Origin of the sequence: Streptomyces sp. NBC_00670, assembly GCF_036226765.1 — a bacterium.
GTDB lineage: Bacteria > Actinomycetota > Actinomycetes > Streptomycetales > Streptomycetaceae > Streptomyces.
On record NZ_CP109017.1, the window covers coordinates 5,259,367 to 5,275,993 of the forward strand.

At 72.9% G+C, this 16,627-nt stretch carries 12 protein-coding genes; 10 read left to right on the forward strand and 2 right to left on the reverse strand.

Annotation, left to right across the window (positions count from 1 at the left end):
- Positions 1–13: 13 nt before the first annotated feature.
- From ligA to OIE12_RS23565, 9 genes are all read left to right on the forward strand, one after another.
- Positions 14–2,209 carry an NAD-dependent DNA ligase LigA gene (gene ligA, locus OIE12_RS23525; protein ID WP_329138462.1) on the forward strand — a complete coding sequence of 732 codons (2,196 nt, stop codon included), beginning with the start codon at positions 14–16 and terminating at the stop codon, positions 2,207–2,209.
- 550 nt (positions 2,210–2,759) lie between these two features.
- Positions 2,760–5,111 (forward strand): putative bifunctional diguanylate cyclase/phosphodiesterase, encoded by a 2,352-nt coding sequence (locus OIE12_RS23530; protein ID WP_443054070.1) that lies wholly within the window; start codon positions 2,760–2,762, stop codon positions 5,109–5,111.
- A 427-nt stretch (positions 5,112–5,538) separates the two neighbouring features.
- Entirely contained in the window at positions 5,539–5,835 is a 297-nt protein-coding gene (gene gatC / locus OIE12_RS23535; protein ID WP_030380187.1) for an Asp-tRNA(Asn)/Glu-tRNA(Gln) amidotransferase subunit GatC, read from the forward strand.
- A 5-nt stretch (positions 5,836–5,840) separates the two neighbouring features.
- A complete protein-coding gene (gene gatA, locus OIE12_RS23540) occupies positions 5,841–7,334 on the forward strand; it encodes an Asp-tRNA(Asn)/Glu-tRNA(Gln) amidotransferase subunit GatA (protein WP_329138465.1) in 1,494 nt (497 codons plus the stop codon).
- Positions 7,331–7,573, forward strand: coding sequence for a hypothetical protein (locus OIE12_RS23545; protein WP_006139668.1), 243 nt, complete (start codon positions 7,331–7,333; stop codon positions 7,571–7,573). Before gatA ends, OIE12_RS23545 begins: the two co-directional genes overlap by 4 nt.
- 15 nt (positions 7,574–7,588) lie before the next feature.
- Positions 7,589–9,103 (forward strand): Asp-tRNA(Asn)/Glu-tRNA(Gln) amidotransferase subunit GatB, encoded by a 1,515-nt coding sequence (gene gatB, locus OIE12_RS23550; protein ID WP_329138467.1) that lies wholly within the window; start codon positions 7,589–7,591, stop codon positions 9,101–9,103.
- 262 nt (positions 9,104–9,365) lie between these two features.
- Complete coding sequence (locus OIE12_RS23555; RefSeq protein WP_329138469.1) at positions 9,366–11,624, forward strand: MMPL family transporter; 2,259 nt, start codon at positions 9,366–9,368, stop codon at positions 11,622–11,624.
- Positions 11,602–12,189 carry a GNAT family N-acetyltransferase gene (locus tag OIE12_RS23560; RefSeq protein ID WP_329138471.1) on the forward strand — a complete coding sequence of 196 codons (588 nt, stop codon included), beginning with the start codon at positions 11,602–11,604 and terminating at the stop codon, positions 12,187–12,189. The genes OIE12_RS23555 and OIE12_RS23560 overlap by 23 nt, the downstream gene beginning before the upstream one ends.
- A 36-nt stretch (positions 12,190–12,225) precedes the next feature.
- Positions 12,226–12,819, forward strand: a complete 594-nt coding sequence (locus tag OIE12_RS23565) for a hypothetical protein (RefSeq protein WP_329138473.1) — start codon at positions 12,226–12,228, stop codon at positions 12,817–12,819.
- A 28-nt stretch (positions 12,820–12,847) separates the two neighbouring features.
- Here the strand turns inward: OIE12_RS23565 and OIE12_RS23570 are convergent, their stop codons facing one another.
- Both OIE12_RS23570 and OIE12_RS23575 read right to left on the reverse strand, forming a co-directional pair.
- On the reverse strand, positions 12,848–14,002 hold the full coding sequence (locus OIE12_RS23570; protein WP_329138476.1) for a PQQ-dependent sugar dehydrogenase: 1,155 nt from the start codon (positions 14,000–14,002) through the stop codon (positions 12,848–12,850).
- Between the two features lie 127 nt (positions 14,003–14,129).
- Entirely contained in the window at positions 14,130–15,128 is a 999-nt protein-coding gene (locus tag OIE12_RS23575; RefSeq protein ID WP_329138478.1) for an aldo/keto reductase, read from the reverse strand.
- Between the two features lie 74 nt (positions 15,129–15,202).
- Between OIE12_RS23575 and OIE12_RS23580 the strand changes: the two genes are divergently transcribed.
- Positions 15,203–16,156, forward strand: a complete 954-nt coding sequence (locus OIE12_RS23580; RefSeq protein WP_329138480.1) for a 2-hydroxyacid dehydrogenase — start codon at positions 15,203–15,205, stop codon at positions 16,154–16,156.
- The last annotated feature ends 471 nt before the right edge of the window (positions 16,157–16,627 follow it).

A 16,627-nucleotide genomic window follows, 5' to 3' on the forward strand; every position in this document is an offset into this window, starting at 1 on the left:
GGAGGACAACACGGTGGCCGGCGACAAGCAAGCCCAGACCACGGCGGTGCCCGCGCAGGCACGGGAGCAGCACGTCCGGCTCGCCGAGCAGATCGAGGAGCACCGCTTCCGGTACTACGTGAAGGACGCTCCGGTCGTCAGCGACGCGGAGTTCGACCGGCTGCTGCGCGAGCTGCAGGAGCTGGAGGAGCGCTACCCCGAGCTGCGCACGCCCGACTCGCCCACGCAGAAGGTCGCGGGCGCGTACGAGACGGAGTTCACCTCCGTCCGCCACCGCGAGCGCATGCTGTCGCTGGACAACACGTTCAACGACGAGGACCTCGCCGCCTGGACCGAACGCATCGCCAAGGAACTCGGCAGCCAGGAGTACCACTTCCTGTGCGAGCTCAAGGTCGACGGCCTCGCCGTCAACCTCACCTACGAGCACGGCCGCCTCACCCGCGCCGCCACCCGCGGGGACGGCCGCACCGGCGAGGACATCACCCCGAACGTGCGCACGATCGCCGAGATCCCCGACCGGCTGCACGGCGAGGAGGTGCCGGACGTCGTGGAGATCCGCGGCGAGGTCTACTTCCCGATGGAGAAGTTCCAGGAGCTCAACGCCCGCCTCGTCGAGGCCGGCGACAAGCCCTTCGCCAACCCGCGCAACGCGGCGGCCGGTTCGCTGCGCCAGAAGGACCCCCGGGTCACCGCCACCCGCCCCCTGCACATGGTGGTGCACGGCATCGGCGCCCTTCAGGGCTTCGACGGCATGACACGCCTCTCCCAGGCGTACGAGCTGCTGAAGACCTGGGGCCTGCCCACCTCGCCGCACAACCGGGTGGTCGACGACCTCGCGGGCGTACGGGAGTTCATCGCGTACTACGGCGAGAACCGCCACTCCGTGGCGCACGAGATCGACGGGGCCGTCGTCAAGCTCGACGAGATTCCCCTCCAGGGCCGCCTCGGCTCCACCTCCCGCGCCCCGCGCTGGGCCATCGCGTACAAGTATGCGCCGGAGGAGGTCAACACCAAGCTCGTCAACATCCGCGTCGGCGTGGGCCGTACGGGACGGGTGACGCCGTACGCCCAGGTCGAACCGGTGACGGTGGCCGGGAGCGAGGTCGAGTTCGCCACGCTGCACAACCAGGACGTGGTCAGGGCCAAGGGCGTCCTCATCGGCGACACGGTGGTGCTGCGCAAGGCCGGTGACGTCATCCCCGAGATCCTCGGCCCCGTCGCCGACCTGCGGGACGGCAGCGAGCGGGAGTTCGTGATGCCCGCCGACTGCCCCGAGTGCGGGACGCCGCTGCGGCCCATGAAGGAGGGCGACGTCGACCTGCGCTGCCCCAACTCCCGGGCCTGCCCCGCCCAGTTGCGCGAACGGCTGTTCTACCTCGCGGGCCGCAAGTCGCTGGACATCGAGCACTTCGGGTACGTCGCCGCCGCGGCCCTGACCAGACCGCTGGAGCCCGCCGAGCCGCCGCTCACCGACGAGGGCGATCTGTTCGACCTCACCATGGAGCAGCTGCTTCCCATCAAGGCGTACGTCCTCGACCAGGACAGCGGACTGCCCAAGCGGGACCCGAAGACCGGCGAGGAGAAGATCGCCACGGTCTTCGCCAACCAGCAGGGCGAGCCGCGCAAGAACGCCGTCGCCATGCTGGAGAACATCGCCGCCGCGAAGGAACGCCCGCTGGCGCGCGTGCTCACGGGGCTGTCCATCCGCCATGTCGGCCCCGTCGCCGCCGAGGCGCTGGCCCGTGAGTTCCGCTCGGTGGACCGCATCGAGGCGGCCAGTGAGGAGGAACTGGCGGCCACGGAGGGCGTCGGCCCGATCATCGCCGCCTCCCTCACGCAGTGGTTCGCCGAGGACTGGCACCGCGAGATCCTGCGCAAGTGGAAGGCGGCCGGGGTCCGCATGGAGGAGGAGCACACCGGCGAGGACGAGGGGCCGCGCCCGCTGGAGGGGCTCACCGTCGTCGTCACCGGCACGCTCGAACACCACACGCGGGACGGGGCGAAGGAGGCCCTGCAGAGCAGAGGCGCCAAGGTCACGGGGTCGGTCTCCAAGAAGACGTCGTTCGTCGTCGTCGGCGACAGCCCCGGATCGAAGTACGACAAGGCGATGCAGCTGAAGGTGCCGGTGCTGAACGAGGACGGATTCGCCGTCCTGCTGGAGCGCGGACCGGAAGCCGCGGCCGAAGTCGCGCTTCCGACCGAGGAGTAGCGGTTGAAGGCCACCCGTTCGGCGCATACCAGATGCATACGGGTGGCCGGGTCGCATTCGGGCAACCGTGGCCGACCGCTGCCCGTGGAAGCCTTACGCGGCCTACTGTTGAGAGGTACGCCTGCCGTGCCCCGCTGCGTGGTGGGTTTTTGGACGTGGTGCCGCCGGCAGTCGTCGCCGGCACCGGGCCGCGAACGCGTGGGCACCGCCGGCTGTGAGAGGGACGGGAATGGAACCGAGCGAGAGCGCCGCCCCGGACGCGCGGCCGCGCGTCCGCCGGATCTCCGGCGCCTGGCGCCGAGCCACCCGGACGGCGTCGCGCTCGCGCGACGCCGGGGCGATACGGGACCCGGGCGCCGTCAGCGCCCCGGACACCGCCGAGGACGCCGCTGCGGGCGCCCTGGGCGGGGCGGGCGCGCCGGGTGCTGCGGGTCGGACGGGCGCACCGGGCGTCGCGGGCGCGGCGGGTTTCTCGAGCGGGCCGGGTGCCGCCGGTGCGCCGGGCGCCGGAAGGGCTCCGGGTCTCCCGAGCAGGCCGGGCGCCGCGGGCATGCCGCGCGCCGCGGACGCCTCGGGGGCGGCGGGTCGGCCGGGTGCCGGGGGCGCATCGAGTGCCCCGGACGCGCGTGCGGTGTCCGGCACTCCGGGTGCTCCGGGTGTCGCCGGTGCTCAGGGGATCGCGCGTGCGCGGGGTGTCGCGGGCGGGGCCGGGGGTCCCGGTGCCTGGGGTGCTTCCGGGGGCGGGGCCGTGCCGGGGCAGGGCGGGTCCGGACTGGGCCGGATGGCGCGGTGGGGGCAGGGCGCGTCCGGGACCGGCGGGGCGGCCGGGCCGGGTGGCGCGCATCCGTTGGAGCGGGGGGAGCGAGGGCCCTCGTGGCCGTCGTTGCCGGGGGCCGTTGTCGGGGTCGCCGCCATCGTGCTCGGTGCCGGGTTCTACCGGGCGTTCGACGGGCATCACGCCCTCTTCCCGTCCGGCACCGTCGGCTGGTCGCTCGCGCTGCTGACCGGTGTCATCGTGGGCCATCTCGTGGCGCTCGGCCGCTCCCGCTGGTCCGGCGGCACCGGTTCCGGCGCCGCCCTCACCCTCGCCGTCCTGCTGCTCTACGGCTGGGTCGCCGCCGGCATGATCAGCCTCACCACCGTCGTCCTGGTCGGCATCGCCCGGCCGGGCCGCTGGCGGCAGGGCGTCCTGCACGGCGCGGTGGACATCCTCGGCATCGGCACCGGCGCCCTGCTGCTGGCCGCCTGCGGCCGCGTCCCCTCCGTCGAACATCCCTGGAACCCCGGCACCTGGACGCTCGCCACCGCGCCCCAGGTCGCCCTGGTCGCCTGCTCCTACCTCGTCGTCACCCGCGCCCTGCTGTGGTTCCTGCACGGGCCGCGCGGCGGGCACCTGCCCACCGTCGCCCGCACCGCGCTGGTCAGACAGGGGCTGCTCGCCGTCGCCCTGCTCGGCATCACCCCGCTGATCTGCGTCGTCGCCGAGGCCCGGCCGCTGCTGCTGCCGCTGTTCGCCATCCCTCTCATCGCGCTCGACTCCACCCTGTGGATCGCCCGCGTCCGCGCCGAGGAACAACTGCGCGACCCGCTGACCGGACTGCCCAACCGCCAGTGGCTCCTGGAGCGCACCTGGAGCGCGCTCGACGACGCCGAACGCATCGGGGCGCGCTCCGCGCTCATGCTGATCGACCTCGACCGGTTCCGTTCCGTCAACGACACCCTCGGCCATCTCGCGGGCGACCGGCTGCTCCTCCAGATCGCCGAGCGGCTGCGCCTCGCGCTGCCCCGCGGCGCCGAGGCCGCACGGCTCGGCGGCGACGAGTTCGCCGTGTTACTGCCGGTCGCGGACTCCACGACGTCCGCCTCGCGCGTCGCCCGCAACCTCGTCGTCGCCCTCAGCTCCCCGCTCGACCTCGACGGACTCACCCTCGTCCTGGAGGCCAGCGCCGGGCTCGCGGTCTTCCCCGACCACTCCACCGACGCCGAAGGGCTGCTGCGCCGCGCCGACGTGGCGATGTACCAGGCGAAACGTGACCGCACGGGCGTCGAGGTGTACGAGTCCAAGCGGGACTCCAACACCCCCGACCGGCTCGGCCTGCTGGGCGATCTGCGGCGCGCGCTCGACGCGCACGAGGTGCAGCTGCACTACCAGCCCAAGGTCCGCTTCGACGGCGAGGTCGCCGGGCTGGAGGCGCTGGTGCGGTGGGTGCACCCCGAGCGCGGGAGGGTGCCGCCGGACGAGTTCATCGCCATCGCCGAGTCCTCCGGGCTGATGCCGCACCTGACCGAGTACGTCCTGGAGACCGCGCTCGAACAGGTGGCCGCGTGGCGGGGGCAGGGGCTGCTGGTGCCGGTCGCGGTGAACGTCTCGCCGCGTGACGTCCACACCCCCGGGTTCGCCGGGTCCGTCGCCGCGCGGCTGGCCCGGCACGGGGTGCCGGCGGGGGCGTTGCAGCTGGAGATCACCGAGCATGTGCTGCTCGAGGATCCGCAGCGGGCGGCGGACACGTTGGCGGCGCTGGCCGGGCACGGGGTGAAGATGTCGCTGGACGACTTCGGGACCGGGTACTCGTCGTTGGTGCATCTGCGGCGGCTGCCGGTGAGTGAGCTGAAGATCGACCGGTCGTTCGTGGCGCGGTTGGCTGTCGACACGGAGGATGCGGAGATCGTGCGGTGCACGATCGATCTCGCGCACTCGCTGGGGCTGCTGGTCGTCGCCGAGGGTGTCGAGGACGACGAGACGTGGGAGCGGTTGCGGGACCTGCGGTGTGACGCGGTGCAGGGGTGGTTGGTGTCGGCGGCGATGCCGGCGGAGGAGACGACGGCGTGGCTCCGGGCGCGGGGGGCTCCGCGGCGGGCTCCGGCCGCGCCGGCGCTCCCGGCTGCCGCCGGCGACGAATAGCCTGCGGCTCGCTCGGGGGTGGGTGGGGGTTCGCCCGGGAGTTTTTTCGCCCCCGCCGCCCCTGCCCTTCCCATCCCTTCAAGGGGCTCCGCCCCTTGGACCCCGGGGGGTGCGTTCTCGGCTGACCGCCGGTGGGGACTTCTCGCGCAGTTCCCCGCGCCCCTGAAGGGGCACGGTGACTGCTCGCGCACACCGCGGCGGAGCCGCGCAGACATGACAGCCCCGCGCCCTGAAAAGCAGGGGGCGCCCCGTTGCTTTTCAGGGGCGCGGGGAACTGCGCGAGCAGCCACGAGCCCACCCGCAGCCGCCGAACGACCTGCACCTCCCGAGCTCTTCCGCGCCCCCGCAACAAACCGATGCACCCCCACCCCGCCCCGCCCCATAGGATTGGGGCCAAACCGCACGCACTCACTCAGAGGAACGCTGCATGCCTGGCATCACGCGCGAGGAGGTCGCCCACCTCGCCCGGCTGGCGCGTCTGGAGCTGAAGCCCGAAGAGCTCGACCACTTCGCGGGACAGCTGGACGACATCATCGGCGCGGTCGCCCGCGTCGCCGAGGTCGCCGACCAAGACGTACCGCCGACCTCCCACCCGCTGCCGCTGACGAACGTCATGCGCGCGGACGAGGTCCGTCCGTCGCTCACCCCCGAGCAGGCGCTCTCCGGCGCCCCGGCCCAGGAGCAGCAGCGTTTCAAGGTGCCGCAGATCCTGGGGGAGGAGTAACCGCCATGAGCGACATCATCAAGCTCACCGCCGCCGAGACGGCCGCGAAGATCGCCTCCGGCGAGCTCACCGCCGTCGAGGTCACCGAGGCCCACCTCGCCCGGATCGAGGCCGTCGACGAGAAGGTGCACGCCTTCCTGCACGTCGACCGCGAGGGCGCCCTCGCCCAGGCCCGCGCCGTGGACGAGAAGCGGGCCAGGGGCGAGCAACTCGGGCCGCTGGCCGGTGTGCCCCTCGCGCTGAAGGACATCTTCACCACCGAGGGCATCCCGACCACCGTCGGCTCCAAGATCCTCGAGGGCTGGATTCCGCCGTACGACGCGACGCTCACCAGGCGCCTCAAGGACGCCGACGTCGTCATCCTCGGCAAGACCAACATGGATGAGTTCGCCATGGGGTCCAGTACGGAAAACAGCGCTTACGGGCCGACCGGGAATCCGTGGGACCTGACCCGGATCCCCGGCGGCTCCGGCGGCGGGTCCTCCGCCGCGCTCGCCGCCCACATGGCCCCGCTCGCCATCGGCACCGACACCGGCGGCTCCATCCGCCAGCCGGCCGCCGTCACCGGCACCGTCGGCGTCAAGCCGACGTACGGCGCGGTCTCCCGCTACGGCATGGTGGCGTTCTCCTCCTCGCTCGACCAGGGCGGACCCTGCGCCCGTACGGTCCTGGACGCGGCCCTGCTGCACGAGGTGATCGCCGGGCACGACCCGCTGGACTCCACGTCGATCGACGAGCCGGTCCCGCCGGTCGTCGAGGCCGCCCGCAACGGCAGCGTGGCCGGTATGCGCGTCGGCGTCGTCAAGCAATTCCGCGGCGAGGGCTACCAGGCCGGTGTCGTCCAGCGGTTCGACGAGTCCGTCGCGCTCCTCAGGGAACTGGGCGCCGAGATCGTCGAGCTGGACTGCCCGTCCTTCGACCTCGCACTGTCGGCGTACTACCTGATCGCGCCCTCCGAGTGCTCCTCCAACCTCGCCCGCTTCGACGGCCTGCGCTACGGCGCGCGCGTCGGCGACGACGGCACGCACTCGGCCGAGGAGGTCACCTCGCTGACCCGCGAGGCCGGCTTCGGCGCCGAGGTCAAGCGCCGCATCATGCTGGGCACGTACGCCCTGTCCAGCGGCTACTACGACGCCTACTACGGCAGCGCCCAGAAGGTCCGTACGCTCATCAAGCAGGACTTCGACAAGGCGTTCGAGCAGGTCGACGTGATCGTCTCCCCGACGACCCCGACCACCGCCTTCGCGATCGGCGAGCGCGCCGACGACCCGATGGCGATGTACCTGGCCGACCTGTGCACCATCCCGACCAACCTCGCGGGCAACGCCGCGATGTCGCTGCCCTGCGGCCTCGCCCCCGAGGACAACCTGCCGGTCGGGCTGCAGATCATCGCCCCGGCCCTGAAGGACGACCGCCTGTACAAGGTGGGTGCCGCCGTCGAGGCCGCCTTCGTGGAAAGGTGGGGTCACCCACTGATCGAGGAGGCACCGTCGCTGTGAGCAACGCACTGTCCAAGGCCAAGGGTTTCAAGAAGTCCCGGACCGGTCTGTACGTCTCGATGGCCACGTCGGCGTTCGGCGCCCTCGGTGCCTACAAGCAGATCAAGAAGGCCCGTGACGACCACGACACGCTGCGACTGATCGACGCCGTTGTGACCGGCGCCGCGGTCGTCACCAACCTCGCCATCCTCTACCGCGAGCTGAAGCGGCTGGGCGACGACGACGTCCTGCTGGGCTGAGAGGGAAGTTTCACCGTGACCACCACGACCGACCTGGTGTCGTACGAGGACGCACTCGCGTCCTACGACCCCGTCATGGGCCTCGAGGTCCATGTCGAACTCGGCACCAAGACGAAGATGTTCTGCGGGTGCTCCACGGAGCTGGGCGCCGAGCCCAACTCGCAGACCTGCCCCACCTGCCTCGGCATGCCCGGCGCGCTCCCGGTCGTCAACGCGACCGGGGTCGAGTCGGCCATCCGGATCGGCCTCGCGCTCAACTGCGAGATCGCCGAGTGGTGCCGCTTCGCCCGGAAGAACTACTTCTATCCGGACATGCCGAAGAACTTCCAGACCTCCCAGTACGACGAGCCGATCGCCTTCGACGGCTATCTCGACGTACAGCTGGAGGACGGCGAGGTCTTCCGGGTGCAGATCGAGCGCGCCCACATGGAGGAGGACACCGGCAAGTCGCTGCACGTCGGCGGTGCGACGGGCCGTATCCACGGCGCCTCGCACTCCTTGCTCGACTACAACCGGGCCGGCATCCCGCTCATCGAGATCGTCACCAAGCCGATCGAGGGCGCCGGCGAGCGGGCCCCCGAGGTCGCGCGGGCCTACGTCCGCGAGCTGCGCGAGGTCATCCGGGCGCTCGGCGTGTCCGACGCCCGCATGGAGATGGGCCAGATGCGCTGCGACGTCAACCTGTCGCTGCGCCCGCACGGCCGGGAGAAGTTCGGCACCCGCAGCGAGACGAAGAACGTCAACTCGCTGCGGTCCGTCGAGCGCGCCGCCCGCTTCGAGATCCAGCGGCACGCCGCCGTTCTCGACGCCGGCGGCACGATCATCCAGGAGACCCGGCACTTCCACGAGGACACGGGGTCCACGACCTCCGGCCGCGTGAAGGAGGAGGCCGAGGACTACCGGTACTTCCCCGAGCCGGACCTCGTCCCGGTCGCCCCGTCCCGCGCGTGGGTCGAGGAGATCCGGGGCTCGCTGCCCGAGCTGCCGCTGGTGCGCCGCAACCGGCTCCGCGAGGAGTGGGGCATCTCCGGCTTCGACATGCAGGCGATTCTCAACGCCGGCGCGCTGGAGCCGATCGTCGCCACGATCGACGCCGGCGCGGACGCCGCCTCCGCCCGCAAGTGGTGGATGGGCGAGCTGGCCCGCAGCGCCAACGAGTCCCAGAAGGCGCTGGACGAGCTGGCGATCACGCCGGAGCAGGTCGCGCGGGTCACCGAGCTGGTGACCAAGGGCGACCTGAACGACAAGCTGGCCCGTCAGGTCATCGAGGGCGTGCTGGCCGGCGAGGGCACGCCGGACGAGGTCGTCGACAAGCGGGGTCTGAAGGTCGTCTCCGACGAGGGTGCCCTCGGCACCGCCGTCGACGAGGCGATCGCCGGCAACCCCGGCGTCGCGGACAAGATCCGCGGCGGCAAGGTGGCCGCGGCCGGCGCGCTGGTCGGCGCCGTCATGAAGGCCACGCGCGGCCAGGCCGACGCCGCCCGCGTCAAGGAGCTCATCCTTGAGAAGCTGGGCGTCACCGAGGGCTGAGCGGGGCGTATCCGTACGTCAGTGAAGGGGGTGCACCGAGTCCGGTGCGCCCCCTTCCGGCATCCGGAGGTCCGGACGGACGGCGCCGGTGCGTGCCCTGCGAGTCGTTCCGTATTCCTGTGAGGAACGCCACGATCACGACAAACGATCATTTCCTCCTGCAACAGTGAACGAGCAGTGTTCAAGCGTTCTTTGCGGGCCGTTCGTTTTATTCCCGGCTGACTTCGGGCAAAGATCCACAATTCCCCCAGGGGGTACGTCCGTGGCAGCCCTCGCACGCTGGTGTGTCCGGCGGCGCCTCGCCGCCGTTCTGCTGTGGTTGACCGCGTTCGCGGGCGTCTTCACCGCCGCGACCGTCGCGGGAACCGCCTACTCCAACGACTACGGAGTCTCCGGCACCGAGTCCAGCCAGGCCGGCCGGCTGCTCCACGAGGGCTTCCCCGGCACCGACGGCGACGGCGACACCGTCGTGTGGCACACCACCGGCACCACCGTGCGCGCCGCCGACGTCGAACAGACGATGACCCGCACCCTGGACCGGCTCGCCGACCTCCCCGGCATCGCCTCCGTGACCGGCCCCTACGAGGACGGCCGGAACGCGCAGATCAGCCACGACGGCCACACCGCCTACGCCACCGTCACCTTCGAGGACCCCTCGCAGGACATCACCGAGGGCCAGGCACGGGCCGTCGTCGACACCGCGAAGTCCGCCGAGACCGACGGACTCCAGGTCGAACTGGGCGGCAGCGCCGTCACGCTCACCGAGTCCGCCGGCGGGCACCTCGCCGAGATCGTCGGCGTGCTCGTCGCCGCCGCGGTGCTGCTCGTCGCGTTCGGCTCGCCCGCCGCCGCACTGCTCCCCATCGCCACCGCGCTGGTCGGCGTCGGCACCGCCTACGCCGGCATCGGGCTGCTCGGCCACGCCATGACCGTCGCCGACTTCGCCCCCATGCTCGGCATGCTGATCGGCCTCGGCGTCGGCATCGACTACGCGCTGTTCCTCGTCACCCGGCACCGCAGGGGCCTCAAACGCGGGCTGTCCGTGGCCGACGCGGCCCAGGAGGCCGTCGCCACCACCGGACGCGCGGTGGTGTTCGCGGGCGCGACCGTGTGCATCGCGCTGCTCGGCATGCTCATCCTCCGGTTGGGCTTCCTCAACGGCGTCGCGATCGCCGCCGCGCTGACCGTCGTGCTCACCGTCGCCGCCTCCGTGACCCTGCTGCCCGCCCTGCTGTCGTACACCGGCATGCGGGCGCTCAGCCGCCGCGAACGCCGGCACCTGGCCGAACACGGGCCCGAACCGGAGGTGCCCACCGGGTTCGCCGCCCGCTGGTCCGCCTTCGTCGAACGCCACCCCAGGCTCCTCGGCGCCCTCGCACTCGTCGTCATGGCCGTCCTCGCCCTGCCCACCCTCTCGCTGCGCCTCGGCACCTCCGACGCCGGCAGCGATCCGAAGGAGACGACCACCCGGCAGGCGTACGACCTCCTCGCCGACGGCTTCGGCCCCGGCGTCAATGGCCCGCTCACCCTCGTCACCCACGTCGACGACGCCGAGGACCGGCTGATTCTGGACAACCTCGCCGCCACCCTGCGCACCACCCCCGACGTCGCCTCGGTCTCCCCGGCCACCTACAACCCCGGAGGGAACACCGCCTACCTCACCGTGGTCCCGGAGTCCGCCCCGCAGTCGCAGCGCACCAGCGACCTCGTGGACCGGCTGCGCACCGAGGTGCTGCCCCGCGCCGAGTCCGGCACCGGGCTCGACGTGAAGGTCGGCGGGGTCACCGCCGGGTACGACGACTTCGCGAGCGTCATCGTCGGCAAACTCCCGCTCTTCGTCGGCGTGGTGATCGGCCTGGGCTGCGTCCTGCTGCTGCTCGCCTTCCGGTCCCTGGCCATCCCGCTCAAGGCCGCCGCGATGAACGTCGCCGCCGTCGCCGCCGCGTTCGGCGTCGTCGTCGCCGTCTTCCAGTGGGGCTGGGGCAGCGAACTCCTCGGCCTCGGCCGGGCCGGGCCCATCGAGCCCTTCCTGCCCGTGATCATGGTCTCGGTGCTGTTCGGGCTCTCCATGGACTACCAGGTCTTTCTGGTCAGCCGGATGTACGAGGAGTGGCTGGAAACCGGCGACAACCGGCGCGCGGTACGCGTCGGCCTCGCCGAGACCGGCCGCGTCATCAACTCCGCCGCGGTCATCATGATCTCCGTCTTCCTCGCCTTCGTCCTCAGCGGCGACCGGACGATCGCCATGTTCGGCATCGCGCTCGCCGCCGCCGTCGCCCTCGACGCGTTCGTGCTGCGCACGCTGCTCGTGCCCGCCCTGATGCATCTGCTCGGCAGCGCCAACTGGTGGCTGCCGCGCGGCCTCGACGCCCGCCTGCCCCGCCTCAGCATCGAGCCGCCTCAGTGCCGTGCGACACTGCCCGCGGTCCCCGGGCACGGCACGGACGACGCCGCGCTCGCGGAGGAAGTGGACGCACTGGTGAAGGAGCGGCAGGACGATGTACGCGACATCCCTGGGTGACGACGGGGCCGAACTGCGCCCCCTGGAGCCGTGGCACGCCGAGGAGTTCCTCGCCCACCTCGACCGCGGGCGCGAGTTCATCGGTCAGCACATCCCCTTCGGCGAGCAGCAGACGGACGTCGGCTCCGCGCGGGAGCTGCTGACGATGTACGCCCACCGGCGCGCCGACGACGCCGGCAGCCTGCACGGCATCTGGCTGGACGGGAAGCTGGTGGGCGGTGTGCTGTTCCGCACCTTCGACGCGGCCCAGGGCACCGCCGAGGTCGGCTGCTGGCTGGAGCCGGCGGTGGTGGGGCGGGGTCTGGTCACCCGGGCCGTGCGCGTGCTCCTCGACTGGGCGTTTGACGCGCGCGGCATCCACCGTGTGGAGTGGCGGGCGTCGTCCGCCAACACACCCAGCATCAACGTGGCGCGACGGCTGGGCATGCGCCGGGACGGCGTACTGCGCGAGAACAACCTGTACCGGGGCGCCCGGCAGGACCTCGAGGTGTGGTCCCTGCTCGCCCCCGAATGGCGGGAGGCCCGCGCGGCCGGCGCCGCCGCAGACCATGGGGACCCCCGTTAAGGGACCTCTCAGAGAGCGTACGTACGGTGCGGAGTTATGGGATCCAAGACAGTTGACGAGGCCGGGGCGACCGTGACCGGCGCCGAGGCGAAGACCGGGGCCGAGGCGGCGGACACGACGGCGCCGGCCGAGGCGACCCCGCCGGCCGCGGAGCCGGAGCAGACGGCCGCCACGGAGCCCGAAGCGGGCACCGCGGAGGAGGACGCGACGGACGGCGACCCGAAGGAAGCCGGCCCCTCCGGGGTCGGCCAGGGCGCCGGCGCGATCGTCTCCGCGGCGCTCGGTGTGGTCTCGCTCACCGGCAGCTGGGCCGGCACGGTGGCCTCCGCCCGCGAGACGCTCGTCGGGCAGCTCCAGACCTCGTCCTCGGCGAGCGTCGGCACGCAGATCAAGGAGGTCTACGGCGACGCCTGGCACGCCACCGCGCTGTGGGGCGGCCTCTTCGCCCTCCTCGCGCTGGTCGTCGGCGTCGTCGTCCTCGCCCGCCCCGCCTTCGGCGCCCCGGGCCGCCCGCAGGCCCCCTGGATCAAGTCGGTCGCCTGGGGCGGCGTCGCCCTGGGCGTCCTCGGCCTGCTCCTCGCGGTGGCGAAGTACACGGACATCATCCTCGGCCTGCCGTCGACGAGCTGAGCGGAACGGGGACCGCCCTGGCGACGCCCTACTCGACCCTCAGCTCCAGGATCCGGTCGTCGCCCTTCTTCGGGTCGCCGCGGCCGTCCGTGTTGCTCGTGGTGAGCCAGAGCCTGTCGCCGCCCGCGGCGACCACCGTGCGCAGGCGGCCGTAGTCGCCCTTCAGGAACGACTGCGGGTCCGCCGACGCCTTCGTGCCGTCGAGCGGGATGCGCCACAGGCGTTGGCCCTTCAGACCGGCCATCCAGAGGGAGCCCTCGGCGTAGGCGATGCCGCTGGGGGAGGCCTCGTCCGTGTGCCACTGGGCGAGCGGGTCGTGGAACTTCGCGTCGTCCGCCGTACCCTCCGCGTCCGGCCAGCCGTAGTTCGCGCCGGGCTCGATCGCGTTCAGCTCGTCCCACGTGTCCTGCCCGAACTCCGAGGCGAACAGGCGCTGCTCGTCGTCCCAGGCCAGGCCCTGGACGTTGCGGTGGCCGTACGTGTACACGACCGAGTCCTCGAACGGGTTGCCCGGGGCCGGCTCGCCGTCCGGGGTCATGCGCAGGATCTTGCCGCCCAGCGACTTCCGGTACTGCGCGAGGCCCCGCTCGCCGGACTCGCCGGTGCCCACGTACAGCATCTTGTCGGGGCCGAAGGCGATCCGGCCGCCGTTGTGGATGTAGCCCTTCGGGATGCCCTTGAACACCGTGTCGGGGGCGCCGAGCTGCTCCCCGGCCGGCTTCTTCGGGTCGTACAGCATGCGGGCGACGCGGTTGTCGGAGTCGGTCGTGAAGTAGGCGTACACGAGGTGGTCGGAGGCGTACGCGGGGGAGAGGGCGATGCCGAGGAGGCCGCCCTCGCCGTTCGCGGAGACGCCGGTGACGGAGCCCAGCGTCGTCTTCTTGCCGGTCTTGTCGTCGACGCGGGTGAGGGTGCCCTCGTCCCGGGAGGAGACGAGCAGCCCGCCGCCGGGCAGCGGGGCGAGGCCCCAGGGGGAGTCGAGGCCGTCGGCGACCGTGCGCAGCACCTTCACCGAGCCCTTGGCGGGCGGCGTGTGCGTCGCCGTCGCGGAAGGGCCGGCGGTACGGCCGGCGGAGGCGCTCGTACGGCCGCCGTCCGGCCCGTCCGAGCCGCCGCCGGAGCAGCCCGCCGTCAGCAGGAGGGCGGCGACCGCCAGCGCGGCCGCGGTGGGTCGAGAACGCACGATCGGGTCCCTTCGCCGGGGCTGCGCGGCACGGCCGCGCCGTGAAGGGAAGCGTACGTCGCCGGGAGCGGCCCCCGTCGCGGGTCGCGCGGGCCCGCTCACGGCACGTGCCGCCCCGGGCGCGCCCTCAGTCCCACGACCCCTGCGCCGGGGGCAGGCCCGCCACCTCCGCCAGGTCCTCCTCCGCCAGCCGCACCCCGGCCGCCGCCGCGTTCTCGGCCGCCCAGCCGGGCCGCTTCGTGCCCGGAACCGGCACCACGTGCGGGCCCTGCGCCAGCGTCCAGGCCAGGGCCACCTGCGCGGCGCTCACCCCGTCCCCGTGCCGGCGCGCGATCCGCCGCAGCCCCGCCACGATCGGCTGGTTCGCCGCCATCATCTCGGCCGTGAAGCGCGGATGCCGGGCCCGCAGATCGTCCGGCTCGAACCCCTCGCCCGGCCGCAGCGTCCCCGTCAGGAACCCGTTGCCCAGCGGCATCGCCGCCAGGAACCCCACCCCGCGCGCCGCACACCACGGCAGCAGCGTCCGCAGCGCCTCGGGCGACCACACCGACAGCTCGGCCTGGACCGCGCTCACCGGGAACACCTGCTGCACCCGCTCCAGTTGCCGCACCGTCCCGTCGTACAGCCCCGCCCGGGAGCGCCGGCCGCCGAGGACGTCCATCGCGCACAGCCCCAGCGCCCGCACCTTCCCGGCCCGCACCAGGTCCGCCATCGCGCCCCACGTCTCCTCCACGGGCACCTCGGGGTCCGCGCGGTGCAGCTGGTACAGGTCGATGACGTCCGTGTGCAGCCGCCGCAGCGACGCGTCGCAGGCCCGCCGCACGTAGCCGGGGCGGCCGTTGGCCACGATGTGCTGCTCGCCGGCCAGCAGCCCCACCTTGGTGGAGACGAAGGCCTCCGCCCGCCGCTCCTTCAGCACCCGGCCGATCAGCAGCTCGTTGGTGAACGGCCCGTACATGTCCGCCGTGTCCAGCAGCGTCACCCCGGCGTCCAGCGCCCGGTGGACCGTCCGCAACGACTCCTCGCCCCGCCGCCGCGACGCGGTGTACGCCCAGCTCATCGGCATGCACCCGAGCCCCACGGCCCCCACCTCGAGCCCCGCCGCGCCCATCGTCCTGCGCTCCACCTGGCCGTACCCTCCCCTGTCCGGCCCACCAACCTAACCGTTGCCGCGCACAGGAGTTCGCATAGCCTCCTGGCATGACCGACGACGTGTGGCTGCCCATTCCGCCCGAGGAGATCGACCGGCTCCCCGAGGGGTTCCGCTACCTCTTCTGGGACGGGGGTGAGGACGGCGCGCAGGAGTTCCCCGGCGACCCCGCCGACTGCGCGGTGTACGTGGTGCCGTACATGAAGCCGCAGGCCGTGCGCGTCAGGCCGCTTCAGGCGCTGCGCAACGTGCGCGTGGTGCAGACGCTGACCGCCGGCGTCGACGACGTGGCGGGCCGGCTGTCCGCGCTGCCGCCCGGCGTACGGCTCTGCAACGCGCGCGGGGTGCACGAGGCGAGCACCGCCGAGCTCGCGCTCACCCTGATCCTCGCCTCCCTGCGCGGCGTCCCCGGCTTCGTCCGCGCCCAGGACGAGGGGCGCTGGACGAGCGGCTTCCACCCCGCGCTCGCCGACCGGTCCGTGCTCATCGTCGGCTACGGAGCCATCGGCAGCGCCATCGAGGACCGGCTCGAACCGTTCGAGGTGGCGCGGGTCGCGCGCGTCGCGCGCTCCGCGCGCACGACGGCGCGCGGCCCCGTGCACCCGATCGCCGCCCTGCCCGAACTCCTGCCGGAGGCGGACGTGGTGGTGCTGGTGACCCCGCTCACCGAGGAGACCAGGGGACTGGTCGACGCCGGGTTCCTGACCCGCATGAAGGACGGCGCGCTGCTGGTCAACGTGGGGCGCGGCGGCGTCGTCGACACGAAGGCGCTGCTCACCGAGGTGGAGACCGGCCGGATCACCGCCGCACTCGACGTCACCGACCCCGAACCGCTGCCCCCGGGGCACCCGTTGTGGTCCGCGCCCGGCGTGCTGATCAGCCCGCACGTCGGCGGCCCCACCTCGGCCTTCCTGCCCCGCGCCAAGCGGCTCCTGACCGACCAGCTCACCCGGCTGGTGAACCGCGAGCCGCTGCGCAACGTGGTCCTCACCACGGGTGACTGAACGCACCGGACGCCCCCGGGCGGGCGGTCGTCCGCCCGGGGGCGCACGACCAGCGCGTACGGGACCCGTGCCGCGCGCCGACCCCGCTCCGTGCACGCTCCGCAGCCCCCCGGAAGCGGTCCGTGCCCGCATCCTCGCTGGTCGTCACGGAGCGTAGAGAGACTATGTCCCTGAGTGACGATCCTGGTGTATCGTCCCGGGAAGGGGCTGCGCCGTGCTCGATTCGGCGCGGGGGACGAGGGAACGACCAGCGACTGGGACTGCGAGGGGGGCGACGGACGATGCACGGCCGGACCACCATCACCGATCCGACGCGACAGGGCGCGCGCCGACGAACCGTGCGCGCGGCACCACGACGAACCGTGCGCGCGGCACCCGGACACACCCGCGGCGGCCCGCACCACCACGGGCCCGCCCTTCGCAGGCGCCACGCACACCGGCGGAACCGCGGTGCCGCCCCGACCCGGACCG

Bases quoted from the DNA above. Each gene is read 5' to 3' on its own strand.
- OIE12_RS23530 (WP_443054070.1), top strand. From the start codon at position 2,760: ATGCCGCGCGCCGCGGACGCCTCGGGGGCGGCGGGTCGGCCGGGTGCC.
- gatC (WP_030380187.1), top strand. From the start codon at position 5,539: ATGCCTGGCATCACGCGCGAGGAGGTCGCCCACCTCGCCCGGCTGGCG.
- gatA (WP_329138465.1), top strand. From the start codon at position 5,841: ATGAGCGACATCATCAAGCTCACCGCCGCCGAGACGGCCGCGAAGATC.
- OIE12_RS23560 (WP_329138471.1), top strand. From the start codon at position 11,602: ATGTACGCGACATCCCTGGGTGACGACGGGGCCGAACTGCGCCCCCTG.
- OIE12_RS23565 (WP_329138473.1), top strand. From the start codon at position 12,226: ATGGGATCCAAGACAGTTGACGAGGCCGGGGCGACCGTGACCGGCGCC.
- OIE12_RS23580 (WP_329138480.1), top strand. From the start codon at position 15,203: ATGACCGACGACGTGTGGCTGCCCATTCCGCCCGAGGAGATCGACCGG.